Annotated in this window: 18 protein-coding genes; 1 reads left to right on the top strand and 17 read right to left on the bottom strand. The window is 67.5% G+C overall.

Annotated elements, in window-relative coordinates; translation table 11 throughout:
- Positions 1-4 precede the first annotated feature (4 nt).
- The 13 genes from ACEYYA_RS10705 to ACEYYA_RS10765 form a co-directional block, all read right to left on the bottom strand.
- Positions 5-3,970 (bottom strand): baseplate multidomain protein megatron, encoded by a 3,966-nt coding sequence (locus ACEYYA_RS10705; protein WP_374800448.1) that lies wholly within the window; start codon positions 3,968-3,970, stop codon positions 5-7.
- Positions 3,971-3,979: 9 nt separating this feature from the next.
- Positions 3,980-4,408: an NlpC/P60 family protein gene (locus tag ACEYYA_RS10710; RefSeq protein ID WP_374800450.1), complete on the bottom strand. Its 429-nt coding sequence runs from the start codon at positions 4,406-4,408 to the stop codon at positions 3,980-3,982.
- Positions 4,409-4,410: 2 nt separating this feature from the next.
- The gene (locus ACEYYA_RS10715; protein ID WP_374800452.1) at positions 4,411-5,295 is read right to left on the bottom strand and encodes a DUF2163 domain-containing protein; all 885 of its coding nucleotides are present in this window, start codon (positions 5,293-5,295) and stop codon (positions 4,411-4,413) included.
- Positions 5,292-5,501 carry a hypothetical protein gene (locus tag ACEYYA_RS10720; protein ID WP_374800454.1) on the bottom strand — a complete coding sequence of 70 codons (210 nt, stop codon included), beginning with the start codon at positions 5,499-5,501 and terminating at the stop codon, positions 5,292-5,294. The genes ACEYYA_RS10715 and ACEYYA_RS10720 overlap by 4 nt, the downstream gene beginning before the upstream one ends.
- A complete protein-coding gene (locus tag ACEYYA_RS10725) occupies positions 5,498-6,154 on the bottom strand; it encodes a lysozyme (RefSeq protein WP_374800456.1) in 657 nt (218 codons plus the stop codon). Before ACEYYA_RS10725 ends, ACEYYA_RS10720 begins: the two co-directional genes overlap by 4 nt.
- A gap of 4 nt (positions 6,155-6,158) precedes the next feature.
- Positions 6,159-6,293, bottom strand: a complete 135-nt coding sequence (locus tag ACEYYA_RS10730) for a hypothetical protein (RefSeq protein WP_314189696.1) — start codon at positions 6,291-6,293, stop codon at positions 6,159-6,161.
- The gene (locus ACEYYA_RS10735; RefSeq protein ID WP_374800458.1) at positions 6,286-6,636 is read right to left on the bottom strand and encodes a hypothetical protein; all 351 of its coding nucleotides are present in this window, start codon (positions 6,634-6,636) and stop codon (positions 6,286-6,288) included. Before ACEYYA_RS10735 ends, ACEYYA_RS10730 begins: the two co-directional genes overlap by 8 nt.
- The gene (locus ACEYYA_RS10740; RefSeq protein WP_374800460.1) at positions 6,633-7,259 is read right to left on the bottom strand and encodes a phage distal tail protein, Rcc01695 family; all 627 of its coding nucleotides are present in this window, start codon (positions 7,257-7,259) and stop codon (positions 6,633-6,635) included. Before ACEYYA_RS10740 ends, ACEYYA_RS10735 begins: the two co-directional genes overlap by 4 nt.
- Positions 7,259-9,700 (bottom strand): phage tail tape measure C-terminal domain-containing protein, encoded by a 2,442-nt coding sequence (locus ACEYYA_RS10745; protein WP_374800462.1) that lies wholly within the window; start codon positions 9,698-9,700, stop codon positions 7,259-7,261. The genes ACEYYA_RS10740 and ACEYYA_RS10745 overlap by 1 nt, the downstream gene beginning before the upstream one ends.
- Position 9,701: 1 nt before the next feature.
- On the bottom strand, positions 9,702-9,851 hold the full coding sequence (locus ACEYYA_RS10750; RefSeq protein WP_374800464.1) for a DUF7697 family protein: 150 nt from the start codon (positions 9,849-9,851) through the stop codon (positions 9,702-9,704).
- Between the two features lie 68 nt (positions 9,852-9,919).
- Positions 9,920-10,357 carry a hypothetical protein gene (locus ACEYYA_RS10755; RefSeq protein WP_374800466.1) on the bottom strand — a complete coding sequence of 146 codons (438 nt, stop codon included), beginning with the start codon at positions 10,355-10,357 and terminating at the stop codon, positions 9,920-9,922.
- A 2-nt stretch (positions 10,358-10,359) separates the two neighbouring features.
- Positions 10,360-11,298, bottom strand: a complete 939-nt coding sequence (locus ACEYYA_RS10760) for a phage tail tube protein (RefSeq protein ID WP_374800468.1) — start codon at positions 11,296-11,298, stop codon at positions 10,360-10,362.
- Between the two features lie 24 nt (positions 11,299-11,322).
- Positions 11,323-11,742 carry an acyl-CoA transferase gene (locus tag ACEYYA_RS10765; protein ID WP_374800470.1) on the bottom strand — a complete coding sequence of 140 codons (420 nt, stop codon included), beginning with the start codon at positions 11,740-11,742 and terminating at the stop codon, positions 11,323-11,325.
- An 88-nt stretch (positions 11,743-11,830) separates the two neighbouring features.
- On the opposite strand from ACEYYA_RS10765, the gene ACEYYA_RS10770 reads away from it, so the two are divergent.
- Complete coding sequence (locus ACEYYA_RS10770; RefSeq protein WP_374800472.1) at positions 11,831-12,433, top strand: hypothetical protein; 603 nt, start codon at positions 11,831-11,833, stop codon at positions 12,431-12,433.
- Positions 12,434-12,469: 36 nt separating this feature from the next.
- Here the strand turns inward: ACEYYA_RS10770 and ACEYYA_RS10775 are convergent, their stop codons facing one another.
- From ACEYYA_RS10775 to ACEYYA_RS10790, 4 genes are all read right to left on the bottom strand, one after another.
- Positions 12,470-13,096 (bottom strand): DUF6441 family protein, encoded by a 627-nt coding sequence (locus ACEYYA_RS10775; RefSeq protein WP_374800474.1) that lies wholly within the window; start codon positions 13,094-13,096, stop codon positions 12,470-12,472.
- Positions 13,093-13,404: a head-tail joining protein gene (locus ACEYYA_RS10780; RefSeq protein WP_374800476.1), complete on the bottom strand. Its 312-nt coding sequence runs from the start codon at positions 13,402-13,404 to the stop codon at positions 13,093-13,095. Before ACEYYA_RS10780 ends, ACEYYA_RS10775 begins: the two co-directional genes overlap by 4 nt.
- A complete protein-coding gene (locus ACEYYA_RS10785) occupies positions 13,404-13,739 on the bottom strand; it encodes a DUF2190 family protein (RefSeq protein WP_374800478.1) in 336 nt (111 codons plus the stop codon). The genes ACEYYA_RS10780 and ACEYYA_RS10785 overlap by 1 nt, the downstream gene beginning before the upstream one ends.
- Positions 13,740-13,816: 77 nt before the next feature.
- The gene (locus ACEYYA_RS10790; RefSeq protein ID WP_374800480.1) at positions 13,817-15,850 is read right to left on the bottom strand and encodes a prohead protease/major capsid protein fusion protein; all 2,034 of its coding nucleotides are present in this window, start codon (positions 15,848-15,850) and stop codon (positions 13,817-13,819) included.
- Positions 15,851-15,854 lie beyond the last annotated feature (4 nt).

The raw sequence follows: 15,854 nt of genomic DNA on the forward strand, positions 1-15,854 counted from the left end.
GCCTTCAGAATTGAAGTGTGACGACTGCGGGATCGCCGCGACCGAGGCGGTTCGAGAGCTGGTAGATGCGGATTGCCAGTGTCTGACCGGGGCCGAGCAGCGCGCCCCAGTCGGCGGTCTGCTGGGCAGCGGTGTAGAGGACGGAGGTCGTGCTGCTGGTCAGCGTCCGCTTGACCGCTGCCCCGTCGAGGATCTGGACGTCGTAGCTTTCCAGATCTTCGGCTAGCGGCACCTCGACCTGTTCCCAGGCATCGGCCACCAACGCACGCGACCGGCGCGTCCAGCGGATCGTCAGATCGCCCGGGCTGCGCGCTGTCCGCCACGGTTGTGCGACATGGACCGGGGCGAAGGGCACGAGGCCGCGACCGGCTGGCGTGAAGGCCAGCGGGGTGTAGCTGGCGTCACTGACGGATCGCGCCGCGGGGCCGATGCGCCAGTTCCATGGCAGACCGAGATCGGCCTCGGCGATCGGGAGCGGAGCCAGCGCTGTGTCCAGTATCACCACCCGTGCCCCAGCCGGGGTGGGATTGCCGATTGCGGCTTCGGTGCCGCGCTGGCCGCGCAGGAGGCGGGTCAGGCGATAGCGCCCAGTGGCGATCAGTTCGGCGACACCCGCCTGCACGATCTCCCATTTGCCCGGTGCTGCCTCCACTGCCAACGCATTGGCGCCGCCGAACAGGGTCAGGTCGGTGACGCTTTCCAGCGTGCCTGAGACCATATCCACGACCAGCGCATTGCCGAGATCGAAGCGAGAGGTCGGGCCCGGATAGAAATCCGACACCAGCGTGCCGATCCGAGCGCGGCTGCCGAAGGTGGTCAGCAAGGCAAAGCCATCCGACCCCGGGCTGCGGAACACCGCCATCTCGCCCGGCCAAGGAACGGCATGGGCCGCGACCATCGGCCGGTGCGCGGGCTGGTCCTCGGACAGTTGCGGCAGGTCGAGCAACACCACATCCGGCGCGCCGAATACCACGGCCCGGGTCAGCGTCACGGTGCGCGGATCGCCGGGTGGCAGGTCATAGGCGGCGCGGTCCTGGCGGACGGCCTCGACGCCCCGCCCATCGGAATCGGCGATGGATACCAGCCGCAACTCGATGTCGCGACCGTCATGCACAAGCCGGATCACGTCGGCGGGGTCCAGCGCCAGCCGCGAAGGCGGTAGCCGGAAGGTGGCGCTTTCGCGGCCGATCCACGCTTCCATCAGCGCGCGGCGGCAGCGGCGTTCGGCCTCCTCGGGCGGGATCGCCATCGGGAAGCTTTCCGAGGCGATGCGGGTGGTGTCGACGGTGATGCGGCGGGCTTCGACAAGGGCAGCGTCATAGTCCTCGTCGGCGCGCGCCACCTGCCACTTCAGCGCCTGCGGCAGTTCGGTTTCCTGCGCGCGGACCAGTTCCAGCGCCTCGCCCTCGCGGGAGGCCACGAGGTCATCGTGCGCCAAGGTCAGAACGGACGCCCGACCGCGCATGACAAAGCGGATCATGCCTTCCGTCTCGATCGCATCGAACCCGAAATGCCGGGCCAGCGTGCTGATCGAGGAGCGTGGTGCTTCCAGCGCCGTGATGGCATAACCCTCGACCGCCCCCCAGAGGCCGGACACGTCGATCAGCGCTTCGGGCATCCCGGCACGGAGGCACAGGTGACGCACGAGGCCCGCCAGCGAGACCGCCCCCAGCCGTCCGGTCAACCAGTGCCCCAGCCGCCAGTTCGGGCCATCGGTCCAGACATCGGTCAGTTCGGGGAAGAACGGATAGGGCCGCGCGTCCCAGGTCCAGGCTGCGCATTCCGGCACATGCACCATGCGGCCGCCATAGATGGTGGAGGTCGGGTTGTTAGCCGGGTCGCCCCAATGCAGGTAGCTGGCCTCCAGGTAGGCGCGCTGGATCGCGTCGTCCCGCCAGCCGCGCGAGAAATACGGCGTGAAGCTCTCGGACGACTTCGGGTCGAAGAAGACGTTCGGCTGGTTGGTGCCCCGGTCGATGGCCGGGCAGCCGAGTTCGGTAAACCGGATCGGCTTCGACTGCGGGATCCATGCGGTCGGCACGCCGCTCTCCACCCCGCCCGGCCGGTTGTAATGCGGGTTCGTCCACCAGGCGCGGATATCCTTGGGCCGGAACACCCACGGTTTGCCTGCCGCGCCATCGGTGATGGGCGTGCGGATCTGTGCAGAGCGGTCAGCGGCGCTGGTATAGAACCAGTCGAAGCCTTCACCACCGGCGATGTTCGCCTGCAGATATGCGCGGTCGTAGATCGCGGGCCAGCCTTCGAGAGCATCGGCATGGTCGAAGCCGTCGCGCCAGTCGGACAGCGGCAGGTAGTTGTCAATGCCGACGAAGTCGATGTTGGCGTCCGACCAGAGCGGATCGAGGTGGAAATAGACGTCGCCACTGCCGTCCTGCGGATGATGGCCGAAGTATTCCGACCAGTCCGCCGCATAGCCGATCTTGGTGCCCGCGCCGAGAATGCTGCGGACGTCGGCCGCAAGGGTCTTGAAGGCGGTGACGGCGGGATAGGTGCTGGCCCCCGAGCGGACGGTGGTCAGGCCGGGCATCTCGGCGCCGATCAGGAAGGCATCGACACCGCCTGCCGCTGCGCAGAGATGGGCGTAGTGCAGCACCATGCGGCGCAGGCCCCAGTCGCTCGGCGATCCGGTGAAGCTGACGCTCTCGCCCGACACGCTGAAATTCCCCGGCGTCGCCGCCCCGAACAGCGCTGACACTTGCGTTGCCGCCGTGCCGGACTTGTCGACCGATCCAACGAAACCCGCCGCTGGGGCGCAGGTGATCCGGCCGCGCCATGGAAACGCGGGCTGGCCGGGCGTGGCGGCATTGGCGCTGTAGGGGTTCGGCAGCGTGTTGCCGGGCGGCACATCCATGAGCAGGAACGGGTAGAACGTCACCCGCAACCCGCGCGCCTTCATCTCCTGGATCGCCTGCACCACCGCGAAATCCGCAGGCGTGCCGCCGTAGACCGGGCGGTCCTCGACATCACGGCTGACCAGATGGGCGCTGGCGCGGCTGACCCCGTTCACCGACCAGTTGGCGGGCGTGGTGGCCTTGGAGGCGACCTCGACACCTGGCTTCACCTTGCAGGATCCCGCGCGCAGGTCGTTGCCGAACCACGCCACGACAAGGCTGACGCTTTCGACCGCCGGGGCCATGGCCTGCAGCCGGTCCAGCGCCACGACGATGTCGGGCTGGTCGGGAAGCGCGTTCAAGTTCTCGGCCACGGTTGCCCCGCCGCTGCCCTTGCGGATCGCTTCGGTGGCATATGTGAACTCCCCCGAGGCCGGGATCAGGGTGACGGCGCGGTTCAGTCCCTCGGCGGTGTCGGCATCGGCCAGCGGGCGGAAAACTTCGAAGCTGAGTTGCGGCAGGCGGTTGCCGAAGGTGGCCAGCGCCAGATCCTCGAACACGACGTAAGCCGTGCCGCGATAGGCGGGCGTATTGGCCGAGCCCATCTTGGCTGCAATGAACGGATCGGCGGTTTGCGCCTCGTTGCCGGGATACCAGCGCCAGGTCACGCCGGTCATGTCCATTGCCTTGCCATCGGCCCAGACGCGGCCAATGCCGGTGATCGGGCCTTCGCAGAGCGCCACGGCGAAGGACGCATAGTAGAGGTACTCGGTGGTCTTGACCTTGCCGCCACCACCACCCTTGCCGCCACCTTGGGTTGTGGTCTTGGTCTCCTCGCGGAAGTCAGTGGCCCAGATGATGTTGCCGCCGATCCGCATCCGGCCGTAAAGGCGCGGGATCACCGCACCCTCGGTGGCCGAGGTGATGCGCAGCGTATCAAGCCGCGCGCCCTCGATCCGCTGGGTCGGAGCCAGCGAGGACACGATCCAGCTGTCGACCACCGACCCCACGGTCGATCCGATGAAGCCGCCGATGGCCGCACCGGAAAAGCCGAGGATCGCGCCGCCAAAAGCCCCGCCGATGGCAGTACCGACAGCGCCGAGGACAAGGGTGGCCATGGAGAACTCTCAGCGTTGGGGAAACAGGAAGGCGAAGGCGATGCGCCGTCGCCATGTTGGGGTCAGCGGTTCCTCGATCACGCCGAGCCGCTCGTAGGCGTGCAGAAAGGTGTCGGGGCCGGTCAGGATGCCGACATGCTTGGCGATGGCGCGGGGCATCATGCGGAACAGGATCAACGCGCCGGGTGAGGCATCGCCGGGTGCGATCTCCGGCATCATGCGGCGCGCGCCCTCGGCCAGAACCTCGCGCGGGCCGCTTTCGCCCCAGTCCCGGCTGTAGGATGGGATCGGGAAAGGTTCAGGCCCGACGACATCGCGCCAGACGCCGCGCGCCAGTCCAAGGCAATCGCATCCGACGCCCTTCAGGCTGGCTTGATCGTGATAGGGCGTGCCGAGCCAGGACCGCGCGATGGCAATGACCCTATCGGAGTCGACCATAGTCACAGCACCGCCCCCTCGTGGCCGCCATCAGTCGTGGCATAGCGCAGGACCGCATCCTGGCCGGGGATATTGGGGAAACCCCGGAAGTTGGCGACATTGGCGAACTTCGTGCCGCAGGTCGCGATGCGCTTGTCGCATCCGGCGCGGATGATGAAGGTGTCGGACATTGCAATGGCGCGCACCGGCGCTTCCAGCAGGGTCAGGATGGCGACCCCGTCGATGAGGTCGTGGGACAATACCTCGGCCCGACGCCCCGCATTGGCACCACTGGTCCAGTCAAGCGTGCCGAAGGTGAACCAGCCGGAGGTGAAGCCGCCCAGCCCCGAAGCGGTGAAGGCACGGTCGCGCAACAGGTCGATGATTGCGCCAGTGCCCTTGAACGCCGGGGCTTCGAGATCGACCCCGCAGCGCGCATCGCCAAGGGCCGCGTCGCATGTCGCCTGAAACGTCCGGCCGACGGTCTGGCCCAGCACATGGGCCAGTGATCGCACCTCGGCCACGAAGGCCAGCCGCCCGCGGCGGATCTGGCCGATGGCCCCGCGCCGCATGAGCAGGCGCTGGGAGGTCGCGGCCCAGTTCACGCGCCAGACCTCGACAGCCGCATTGTCCCAGCGACCGTCGAGGATGTCTGTCTCGGTGATCCGGTCTGAGGTCAGCACTCCTTGGGCGTCCTGCGCATCGACGGAGAGGTCGGAGCCAGAGCGCACTTCCGAGGCTGCGAAGCCGCTCTCCGGCTCGAAATCGGTGCCATCGAACATCAGGGTGCGGTCGTGGTCCGTGAAGCCAAGCGTCACCCCATCGGCCCGCACGATCCGCCAGCACCAGGCCAGCGTCGTCGTGCCCTCGTCGAGATGGGCCTGAAGTGCGGGCGGGAGCGCCTTCACTTCCGCCCCCAGCCGCGCCACAGAGCGACCGAGGCCAGTGCGGAGGAAACCACGCCCCCGGCCGTGCCGGTCAGGGCGTAGAGGTTGAAGGGCCGCAGGTCGAAGCTGCCGGTCATCAGATCGAAATCCGCAAGCCCGGCTATGCCCAGACCAGAGGCAGCAAGACAGGCCAGATAGACCAGCCCGCGTGCGAGGTTCCAGTTCATGATGTTGCCTTTCCGTTAAAGATTTCCATCAGCCGCTGCCACCACGACCGGGTAGCAGGCGGTTGGGGCGGCAGAGGCAATGGCTCCGGCGTGCTCGTCGGGCGCAGCAATGCCAGCGCCTCAGCCTCGGGCAGTCGCCGGACTGGCCGCGAGAAATCCACCCGTCCGTTGCGATCCACCGCCCAGACCGGGATGGTGCCGGTCGGATAGCGGCCATCCCGGAACAGATCGCGTTCGGCCTCGCGGCGCGTGCGGATCGCAGCGGGCCGGAGCCAGCCCATGAAGGCTTGCGCGGCGGCGGCGCGGTTGCCCGCGTTCAGATGGCGGGTCAGCGATGCCTTGGCGATGCCGCCGGTGTTGTAGTGAAAACTGACCAGCGCATCGAACTCGTGGGGTTCCAGCGGCACCTTCACGGAGCGCAGCACCTCGGCCTCATAGGCCACGATGTCTGCGCGGAAGAGCCGGAACGCCTCGCGGATCCCTGCATCGAGATCATCCGGCATGCCACGCGGCATCCGTGCCGGTTCTGGCGGACCGGCGGCACCGGTATGCCCGATGCCGAAGGTCCAGACTTTCTTGACGTCGAGATAAGGTCCGGGCACGAGTCCTTCGTGCCGGACGAGGGCCAGAAGCCCCCGATCAGTCATGTGCATGGGATCACCCGAAGATGGAAGAAAGGATCAGGATCAGGGCGGCGACCAGAAGACCGATGCGCAGGCGGTGGCTGAAGGCCTGTGCCGGGTCGGCGGCGTCGCAGCGGATGGCGCGCGCAAGGCGGAGGAGTTCATGCATCGGGGGTGCCCCCCTTGCCGCTCCGCAGGCGGGCGAGGACAACCTCTATGAAAGCAGGGCCGAAGACGCCGACCAGATAGGCAGCCGAGCCCGCCGCACCCCCGGCCGGGATCGCTTGCGACGGCAGGCCGAGCCAGGCGGTGATGATCGCCATGGACAGGCTTCCCATCCCGGCCGCGATCAGACCGCCGAGTAGAATGTGGCGCAACGCATCGCGCAGCCGCATCCGGGTGGTGAGAGCGTTGGTGGCTCCGCCCAGTGCGCCCCACGCCGCAAGGATGACGGCGGTGGAGGTTGCAAGATCGCGCAGGACTGCGGCGACAAAGCCGGTTTCTTCGTTCATCGCCGGATCTCCAAGAGCGGGATGGATGTGATCGACCCCAGCCGCTCGAGATCGAGCGTGACGTCGAGCATGTCGGTGTCGAAACGGACGGGGACGTCGAATTCGAAACCGGCCGTGATAGCGACGCCCGCGCCCGGGGCGGTCGTGAAGGCGACGTTGCCAGTGGTCGTATCGACGCTCCAGCCCGACATCTGCTCGACGCCGTTCAGGGTGATGCGGACGGTCCCTGCTACCGGCTTGGCAATGGCGCGGGTCCAGCTTTGCGCGCCGGAAGTGTAGCGCTTCAGCAGGGCGAAGGTGGTGACAGCGCCATTGCCGGTGCCAATGGGCTGGTCGGTCGGCGCGACCGGCTGCGACGGCAGGCAGGATTTGTAATCCGCCCAGTCCTTGTAGCGAAAGCCGTGCAGGCGACCGTTGCGGGCCTCGAAGAAGGCAACGACCGATGCCAGATCATCCGCACGCCGGATGCCGTAGGCAACATCGTAGCGGCGGCGCGAGTTGGCCCAGCTGGCGTTGCGCTCTTCGTCGCCAGACGCCAGTTCGACCACTTGCGTGCGCCGTTCCGGCCCCCCGCGCGCCCCGCGGCTGATGTTGTCGGGGAACCTGACCTCGTGAAACGCCATCACATACTTCTCCGGCCCAGCGATACGGCGCGGGCGATGTCGCTCGCCACCTGCGTGCGGGATTGCCGGAAGCTTTCGGCATCGCGGGCCATGATGGTGACGTTGACCGCAGGCGCGCTGGATTGGCCGTAACCTGCTGCCTCGCGGCGGGAGAGCACGCGCTCCCCCTTCTGAAGGATCGCCGGAACTTCGTCGGGCTTGATCCCGGCCCAGCCGCCCGCGTGCATGCGCGGGGCATTGGCAAAGGCCAGCGTGGGAACCATGCGGCCCGGGCCCGGCGATCCGACCATGCCACCCGCGTGGAGGATGTTGGCGAAGATCCCGCCCGCGCCGCCGAGCGCTCCCGACAGGGCGTTGGCAATCGGTCCAAGGATGAAAGTCCGCGCCGCCAGCTTGGCCAGATCGGCGATCATCGACGTCACCAGATCGCGGAAGTCGAGCTTGCCGGTCTTGACGAACTCGCCAACAGCATTCTCGGCCGAGGTAAAGGCGCCGACCAACGCTTGGCCGATATCACCGCCGATGTTGCGCGCCTTGGCGGCATAGTCGGCGAGTGCTGCGGTCACCGCGCCCCAGCCGGTCGCAGCCCGATCAGCCCCGTCAGCCGCCGCCGCCCCGGCTTCGCGCGCCGCAGCGCCCGCACTTCCGGCAGCGGCTGCGGTGTCTTCCAATTCTGTGTTCAGGGCGTCCGCCGAACTGGCGGCATCTGCCAACGCCGTTTCGGCATCCGATCCGGTGCCGGTCACCGCGTCGCGCAGCGCTTGCCAACTGGCCAGCGGACGCCCGGCGGTATCGGCCAGCATTCCCGCTGCCTCGCGATAGCCATCGGCCCGGCCACGCGCATCGTCGGCCATCGCGCCCAGTCCGAGATCGGGTGGCTCGAGATAGGTGCGAGAGAGCGCGGCTGAAAAGGCATCTGCGGCGGCTGCCCCGGCGGCGGTTGCGGCACCCTCGAACGGGTTGCCGATCCGCACCAGTTCCACCGGGTCAAGCGTGCCGATCCGCACCCCACCTTCGCCCACCGCCCAGTCCGGCAACAGGTCCAGCGCGGCGTTCAATCCGTTGATGAAATTGTTGATGCGCGTGACGACGCCGTTTAGCATCGCCTCGACACCCGAGATCAGCCCGTTCGCGGCCTGAAAGGCGAAATCGCCGATGGCGCCGGGCAGACTGCCCCAGATCGCCACCGCAGCGTCATAGGCCCCCTGGAAAATGGCGGCTGTCCGGTCGCCGAAACTGACGACGCCCGCGATGGTACCTTCCAGCGCCGACAGTCCGGCCGCTTTCAGACCCTCCCAGCCAGCGGCCATATTGGCAAATGCGGCGTCGAGCGCGAGGCCGATGCGTGACCACACCTCCGATGCCAGATCGCCCAGCAGCCGAAAGGCCTCGCCCACGCCGCCGACGCGGGTCACAAGTTGCGAAAACTGATAGACCAGTTCTCCCGCGCCAACGATCAGAGCGCCGATCCCGGTGCGGATCAGCGCCCCGCGCAGAAAGACCAGCGCCGTGGCAAGGCCGCGCACCGACAGGGCGGCAACGGCCAGCCCGGCTACCCAGCTGCCCGCCATGAATGCGGCAAAGGTCGCGGCATAGGTGGCAAGCCGGGCGAGGTTGTCGAAGACTGCGGTGATTGCGCCGCCGATTGGCCCGGTGCCGCGCGCCATATCGGCCAGTGCATTCGCCACCGTCTCCAGCGCCGGGGCGACTGCGGCGGTCAGGCGATTGGTCAGGCCGAGCCAGATCAGGCTCAGCTTGGCGATGGCATCGCCGGTGCGTTCGATCTGCGCCGCGTCGGCCGCACTCACCGCCACCCCGAAATCCTGCACATCTTGCGCAGCCTCACGCAGGGTAGCGGCGTCAATGCGCAGGAAGGCCAGTGCGGCCCGGTCGCCGAAAAGGTCGGATGCCACGGCGGCGCGCTCGGCCTCCGGCACGAACTGATTCAATGCCTCCTGGATGGCGACGATGCGTTGATCGAGCGGCAACGCTTGCAACTCGGCGGCTGTCAGGTTCAGCCGCTGCAAAGCCCCAACAGCCGATCCGGATCCAGCGGCGGCTTCAGACAGCCGCGTGGTTAGCTTCTTGGTGGCCTGTTCGATCTCGCCCATTGAGACACCGGCCAACTCCCCAGCCCATGTCAGCACCTGCAGGCTTTCGACCGTGGTCTTCAGCGAGGCGGCCATGTCCGCTTGAGCGCCGATGACCTCGAGGCCCGACCGGACCATTGCCACGCCCGCAGCAGCAGCGGCGGCGGTGGCCGCCGCCAGCGCGATACCGGCCTTGCGGGCGAAGCTGCCAAGCCGAGCGTTGGCCAATTCCATCTCGGAGGAAAGGCGGCCAAACCCGCGCGTGCCCGCCTCGCCAATTCCTTCCAGTTCGGCACGGACCTGGCGGCCACCTTCTGCGACCAAGCGGACAGAGACCCTCTTCTCAGCCATGTCACTCTCCGATCTGTTCGTTCAGCTTGCGCACCATCACTGCCTCGATCTCGGGCAGCAGTTCGGCGGCGATAAGGGCGTCGATCCCGAGGGCATTGGCCATCGCCAAGGCCCCCCCCATGTCCCAGCCGAGCACCGCGCCGGGGATCACGCGCAGTTGCCCGCCAAGGCGGCCGACCAGATCCCAGACCTGCCAGCCATCTTCCGTCTTTGGCCGGTTCAGTCTTGCGGGGCAGTCTGGGCAACGCCCTGTGCAGGCCGCGCAGTAGCGGTCGCCCCCGCCGAAGGACCATTCGGCAAGGGCGCGGAGACGTTTTTTTCCGCGTCCAGGATCAGGCCCTTGGCGACATATTGGGTCTGGAAGGCCTCGAAGACCGGCCAGATTTCTAGCAGGGCGTCGATGCCTTCGGGGGTGATGGGCACGGCATCACCCGCGTCGTCGCCGACCCCTTCCCAATCCAGCACAGCACGGCGGGCGACGGCCTTGGCCATGGCCAGCGCCATTTCCTCTTGGGCGGCGGTTTCCGGCAGGGCTTCGATGGCAGTGTCAGCGCGGGCCGAAACCATCAACGCGGTGGTCAGGGGTGCTACCTGCAGGCGAAGGCCGGGGGCGATGGTCAGCCAAGCAGGGGCTGCGGTCAGGTTGAGTCTGATCATGTTCAATAGCTCACAACGGTGTTGACGAGGACGGCAGTGCACATGCGGGCGGGGCTGACGGCCTTGGCGGCCTGCCAGTCGAAGGTGGCCTGAATGCCCTGCGGGCCCGGGATCTCGATCCGAGGACGCGGCAGGTAGACGGCATGGGCGGTGAAGGTGAAGCTGGCGTTGGCGCCAAGGCTCCAGGCGAAGACCAGTTCGCAAGGCGTGCCGTCGATGGCCTGCGTGATCAGCGTGCTGTCGGCGAAACGGACCTCCACCCGGCCGGTCAGCGCGGCCATGCCGGGGTCTGCGCCCTCGATACGGCCGTCGGAGCGGATAGTCTCGATCCGGTCGAGGCCGTTGGAATAGGTCACCTCGGCCGAGATGACGTTGCCGAGGGGCGAGCCGTTGCGGGTGATCGCGCCGTTGAAATGCCCGAACCGCTGCAGGGCCAGCGACGTCGGCGTGCCCGCAGCCGTGGTCGCCGCGACGCTTTCGCCCTGCGCCACCAACCGCGCCGTCGCTGTCAGCAGCCCCGACCGCGCCATCTGCCACGACAGCTGATCGCAAACGCAGCCGGTGTACATCGCATAGCGCGGCACCTCGGGCATCGCCGTCTCGATGGCCATGCTCGGTAGTGTCCAGTTGCCGGACTGGAAGGTGTGGGTCTTGGGCGTGGTGCCGGAAGTGACCGGCGCGCCGAAGGCCGCCTTCAGCCACAGCCCGAAATTCTCGACGTCGATCGGCACCACGACATCGCCGTCGGCGGTGACCGCATCCTTGATCGGGGCCAGCGGATCGCGCCCCTGGCCCAGCAGCTCCGAGGCGATCAGCGGCTGTTCGGAGCCGAGCGTGGTGCTGGCGAAGGGCACTGTGCGATAGCCCGAGGCGGGCGCGGTGCCATAGACGGTCTCGAACGCAAGCGCCATCTGCGCCCGCGCCCCATGGGCTCGTGCCATCGTGTTCTCCTGTGGTGAGTGGGGTCAGCCGAGCGGATCGGCCGTGGAATAGTGCAGGACGACCGGAATCACCGCCGCCTTCAGGCTGGCGGCACCCTCGACTGGAAGATCGACCGGGCGCGGCGCTTCCGCCTCGACCCAGTCGCAGAGGCCGCCCAGCGTCCTGTCGGCCGCAATTACCGCGCCGATGCTGGCGCAGAGGGTGTCGAAGGCGGCGTCACGGGCGGCACCCTGTACAACTGCCTCGATCTCGGCCCGGTGTTGGTAGTGATAACGCAGCGGTGACAGTGTGACCTCGGGCTCCCCCGGTTCGCCGTCGCGCAGTATCAGGAGGCCAGCGGTTGGCAGCCGCTCGGGCAGCACGTCACCGCGCAGGGCGGTGGCAGGCAACGCCGAAAGCCGCGCGTGCAGCGCGGCGAGGATGGTTTCGCGGGGGGTGGGCATTTTCTACTCTGCCAGGGGCTGGTTACCATCAGTTTTCGTCGTGTATCCGTCAGTACCGTGATCCCGCGGATCAGTGAGAGGCCCAAGAGTGTTCTATCTTGATCTTTATCCCGACAATCCGCCTGGCTTTCATGCGCTTTCGACATCCGCTGATTGGCTTCCTTGGCTGATCAGGGCAGTCCCGGCCGGCATTCACCCAGATGTCGGGAGAAGGCTGCAGTCTAATTTGAAACACATTATGGTTGGCCTCGAGATGAAGGCTGGCCTTATCGTTCCACATGGGGAGCGGATATCCGGCAGATCAGTACTCTTTGAGCCCTACTTCCAAATCATGAACTTCGAATTCAGCGTTGGGGTGTTTTCGGTCTGCGAAGGGCTTGGATCAGTCCATCACCTAGCAGGAATTGGGGACAACGGCGCCGCAGGCGCTCGGGTCAACACGAACGACTGGATTGCGGCACTTTGCCGAGAGTTCGATCCGACCGGAGCAGCGCAACTTGATGCAAATGTCCGCCGGGTAAAGGAGGTGCGGGACAAGATGCACCAAGATCGCCTTGGCGCGCGGGCTGACATTGACTGGCACGACTTCGGCTACCACGAGTCGTTTATTCCATCCCGCGCAGCATTGCAGCCGCTCCTGCGGAGGCACCTTGGTGAGGTTCCTGGCCAAACCAACCTACTGCTTCCATGATGGCAGCGGCATTGACGCTCGTGCGCCGGAAAAACTTCAACGCGCTTCCACCCACTTCGCCACGATCAGCCCCGGAACCGCGTCATGAGCCCGCTCTGCATCCCTTTCTAGGTCCAGCCGCTTTGGCAACTTGACCTGCGGCACCAGCAGGAAGATCGGCGCGGTCACGAGGCCCCGGCCGGTCTTCGACCTGGACGCCACGGCGCGGCCCTTCGTGTTCAACCGCCCCTCGGCCACCAGAAGGCTCGGGCCCCGGCGGCGATAGATGAACCGAAGGCGCAAGCCGGTGCGGCGTTCCCATTCGCCGGGGGTGATCCGGCCGCCGCGCAGGGACTTGCCCGCGGCAGGCGTGGGGATTGCCAGCCAGAAGCCATTCTTCGAGCGGATCAGCGGACCGGTGTCATGTGCGCCGACGATGACCGGGGCATTGGACCAGACCACGGCGGCTGCGTTGAGGCTGGGCGTAGCCTTGGGGAACTGCTCCGACCGGATGGTGCGAGCGAGCCGGGCCCCGAGCCCCGCGCCGGTGATCTGCAGCCGCCAGGCGGCCTTCAGCCCTGTCCCGGCCTCGCGGATTGCGGCCGAGACCGCGCGTTCGCCCGCCGAGACCTCCGCCGCCATCATCGCGACGATGTCGGGATCGATATCGAGCTTCAGTCTCACGCGGGCCTCAGATCCACGGTCCAGACCAGCCGTTCGCGGTCACGGACGGGCTCGCCGTGGATGAGAAAGGCCTCGCCCTCGATCTCGATGCGGTCGCCGGGGCGCGGGGCGGGCACCTCGGCCACGCGCAGATCGATCCGGGTCGTCTCGGACCAGAGCCGCGCGTCGCCGAAGTCGGTGACGGCATCGGCACGCCGGGCGACGACGCGCACGAGGACCGGCGCGCCGCCGTCGGTGATGTAGACCGCGTCGCGACCGATGTTCGGGTCGGCGAAAAGCGCGCCCACGGCGGCGGCAAAGGCGCTCATCAGAAGCTCGCGTTCAGCCGCACCCGGCCGATAATATCGCTCGCGCCACCCGCCACCGCGACCACGGCCACGCCGATCAGGGTGTTCGAGGTGGTGGTCTTGGTCGCTTCCTTGGCGGTGTTGTCCCAATAGACCTTGTCACCTGCGGCCCAGGCTTGCGATGCGACCTTCTTCAGATCGTAGACGCCGGTGAGCGCGGCCTCGACGGTTTCGCCGAGGGCAGCGGTGCCGGAGGCCACGCCGAAAATGGATCCGACGAGCAGGCCATCGCCGGAGGCGACGGCATAGGGCGCGGTCAGGGTGATGGTATTGCCGGGCTGGACGTAGTTCTTCATGGGGAGGATCCTTGTGGAAAGACGAAGGGCGGCCCGAGTGGACCGCCCGCGTGTCGGGGTTCGTCATGAGGTGCGGGTTACGCGCCCGGGTTCTTGTAAAGGCCGCGCCAGTCGATGGCCTTGGCGCCGAAATCGAGGCGGCACTTGATCTCGACGCCATCGACGTCGAAGCCGTTGCGCGTCTCGATGTAGGCGCCCTGCTGGCCTTCCAGATAGGCGTATTCGATGGTGTCGATCTGGTTGGGCGAGGCCGCCAGATACCAGGAGGTGGCGCTGGCCGCGTCGAGGCGCGGTTCGCTGATCGGCGAGAGCGTCCGGATCGACTGCGGCACCACCTTGGCACTGTCGGCCGGAACGAGGTTCTGGGCGACCAGTTGCTCGGCCTTCAGTTCCAGCGCGGCCGGGACGATCAGGAAGGCGGGCCGGATGTTCAGCACCGTCTTCTTGTCGAGGCCCGTCTGCAGCGCCATCGCCGCCCGCGCCGCACCGACGCTTGCCACGTCCAGCGCGGCACCGGTCCCGGCGAGGTTCTTGTGCGTGGTGTGGAAGAGTGCATTTCCGTCGGCCATCGCCGGGTTGGCGGTGATGATGCCCCAGACGACATCGCTTTCCAGCTGGGCGATGGAGTTGCCGTACATCGCCGGGATACGGGTGAAGGCGTCGAGATCGTCGTTGATCAGCACCTGCCGAGTGATGGCGACGACCCGGCCATAGGTCTTGACCTTGTAGCTCTCCTTGCTCTCGCCGAGCGTGCCGCGCTTGAACTCGCCGCTCTCGCCCACTTCCAGAAGCTGCGGGGCCTCGCCCAACTGAACGCGGTGCATGGACTTGAAGTCGGTGGCAAGCACCTGGCGGCAGAAGAGCGCGAAGGTGCGGGGATAGGCGTCATAGGCCTGGCGCAGGGTCTTGTTGGTGACCGCCGACAGGATCTCGGGGAAGTCCGAGGTCGAGTGCAGCGCCCGCGTCGCGACCTCGTCACGCGACAGGCCGCGCGTGTTGACCCCGGCATTGCCGAGGCTCTCGCGGGCCAGTTCCAGCAGCGCCATGCCGCGGTACTGGCGGGCGGCATCCTCCAGCGGAAACAGCGTCGGGCTGTAGCGGTGCAGGAGCGCGTTCGCCACCGCGTCGCGGCGGGTGATGCGTTCGTCCCGGCCGCCGAGCGGGACGGCGACATGCGGGAAGGTGCGGGTCTCATCCGACTTCGCGGCGACCTGATCGAGGATCAGGCGGCGGGACTCGTCGACGCTGACACCGCGCCTGACCAGGTCCTCGGCGAAGCTGCGCTCGAGGTTCAGGCGGCTGGTCAGATCGTAGATCGTGGAGACACGATTACGCTCCGCTTCGCGGGCGCGGGTCGCGATGACCTCGCTGTCGGGCGCCGGAGCCGGTTCCGGCATTCGCGCGGCGGTCGGTTCGGGGTTTGCCGGGGCCGCGATGGGCGCTTGGCGGGTCTCGGTGCTGGCGGGGACATCCCCAGCCACGGTGGTCGTGCTCTCAGGCATGGATGCCTCCTTTTGCATGCGTGTGTCGACGATTTCGACGGGATAGCTGGCCTGATCGGCCGCGCGGACCTGCGCGCGGGGATCGGCCGGAACGGTCACGAAGCTGACCTCGAGTGGGGTCCAGCGTTCGACGATGCGCTGCTCGACCTCTCCTTTGGCGGCGGGCTCGACCACCTTTACCCGCTCGATGGAATAGCCGACCGAGACGTTGCGGATGATGCCGTCGCTGATCAGGCCGAACATGCGGTCGGCGGCCTGGTCGAGCCCCTCGCGGGGGAAACGAATGGTGGCCTTGCCTTCCTTGCCCTCGATCCAGGCGCGTTCGACCACGCCCACCTGCGAATGCGAGGACCAGACCGAATGGCTGTCGAGCGCCGGGGCCCCGGCATTGAGGCGCGTGAGGTCCACCGCCCGGTCGCTGACCTCGAGGATTTCGTCGAAGGGTACTGAGGTGTCCCAGCCGGTCCAGCGCCGCCGCCGGACGGCCGCGCCAGTGGTGAAGACGACGTCGACGGAGCGCGCCTCGGCGTTGACGGTCGCGGGCAGGATGGGCGCGCGCCGCAGCTGCATCGGCAGGGCGACCGGAGCCGCCATGATGGTCTCGGGCATGGCC

Source organism: Paracoccus zhouxuedongae, assembly GCF_041927815.1.
Taxonomy (GTDB): Bacteria; Pseudomonadota; Alphaproteobacteria; order Rhodobacterales; family Rhodobacteraceae; genus Paracoccus.

Bases quoted from the DNA above. Each gene is read 5' to 3' on its own strand.
- ACEYYA_RS10705 (WP_374800448.1), bottom strand. From the start codon at position 3,970: ATGGCCACCCTTGTCCTCGGCGCTGTCGGTACTGCCATCGGCGGGGCT.
- ACEYYA_RS10710 (WP_374800450.1), bottom strand. From the start codon at position 4,408: ATGGTCGACTCCGATAGGGTCATTGCCATCGCGCGGTCCTGGCTCGGC.
- ACEYYA_RS10720 (WP_374800454.1), bottom strand. From the start codon at position 5,501: ATGAACTGGAACCTCGCACGCGGGCTGGTCTATCTGGCCTGTCTTGCT.
- ACEYYA_RS10725 (WP_374800456.1), bottom strand. From the start codon at position 6,154: ATGCACATGACTGATCGGGGGCTTCTGGCCCTCGTCCGGCACGAAGGA.
- ACEYYA_RS10730 (WP_314189696.1), bottom strand. From the start codon at position 6,293: ATGCATGAACTCCTCCGCCTTGCGCGCGCCATCCGCTGCGACGCCGCC.
- ACEYYA_RS10735 (WP_374800458.1), bottom strand. From the start codon at position 6,636: ATGAACGAAGAAACCGGCTTTGTCGCCGCAGTCCTGCGCGATCTTGCA.
- ACEYYA_RS10740 (WP_374800460.1), bottom strand. From the start codon at position 7,259: ATGGCGTTTCACGAGGTCAGGTTCCCCGACAACATCAGCCGCGGGGCG.
- ACEYYA_RS10745 (WP_374800462.1), bottom strand. From the start codon at position 9,700: ATGGCTGAGAAGAGGGTCTCTGTCCGCTTGGTCGCAGAAGGTGGCCGC.
- ACEYYA_RS10755 (WP_374800466.1), bottom strand. From the start codon at position 10,357: ATGATCAGACTCAACCTGACCGCAGCCCCTGCTTGGCTGACCATCGCC.
- ACEYYA_RS10760 (WP_374800468.1), bottom strand. From the start codon at position 11,298: ATGGCACGAGCCCATGGGGCGCGGGCGCAGATGGCGCTTGCGTTCGAG.
- ACEYYA_RS10765 (WP_374800470.1), bottom strand. From the start codon at position 11,742: ATGCCCACCCCCCGCGAAACCATCCTCGCCGCGCTGCACGCGCGGCTT.
- ACEYYA_RS10780 (WP_374800476.1), bottom strand. From the start codon at position 13,404: ATGAGCGCCTTTGCCGCCGCCGTGGGCGCGCTTTTCGCCGACCCGAAC.
- ACEYYA_RS10785 (WP_374800478.1), bottom strand. From the start codon at position 13,739: ATGAAGAACTACGTCCAGCCCGGCAATACCATCACCCTGACCGCGCCC.
- ACEYYA_RS10790 (WP_374800480.1), bottom strand. From the start codon at position 15,850: ATGCCCGAGACCATCATGGCGGCTCCGGTCGCCCTGCCGATGCAGCTG.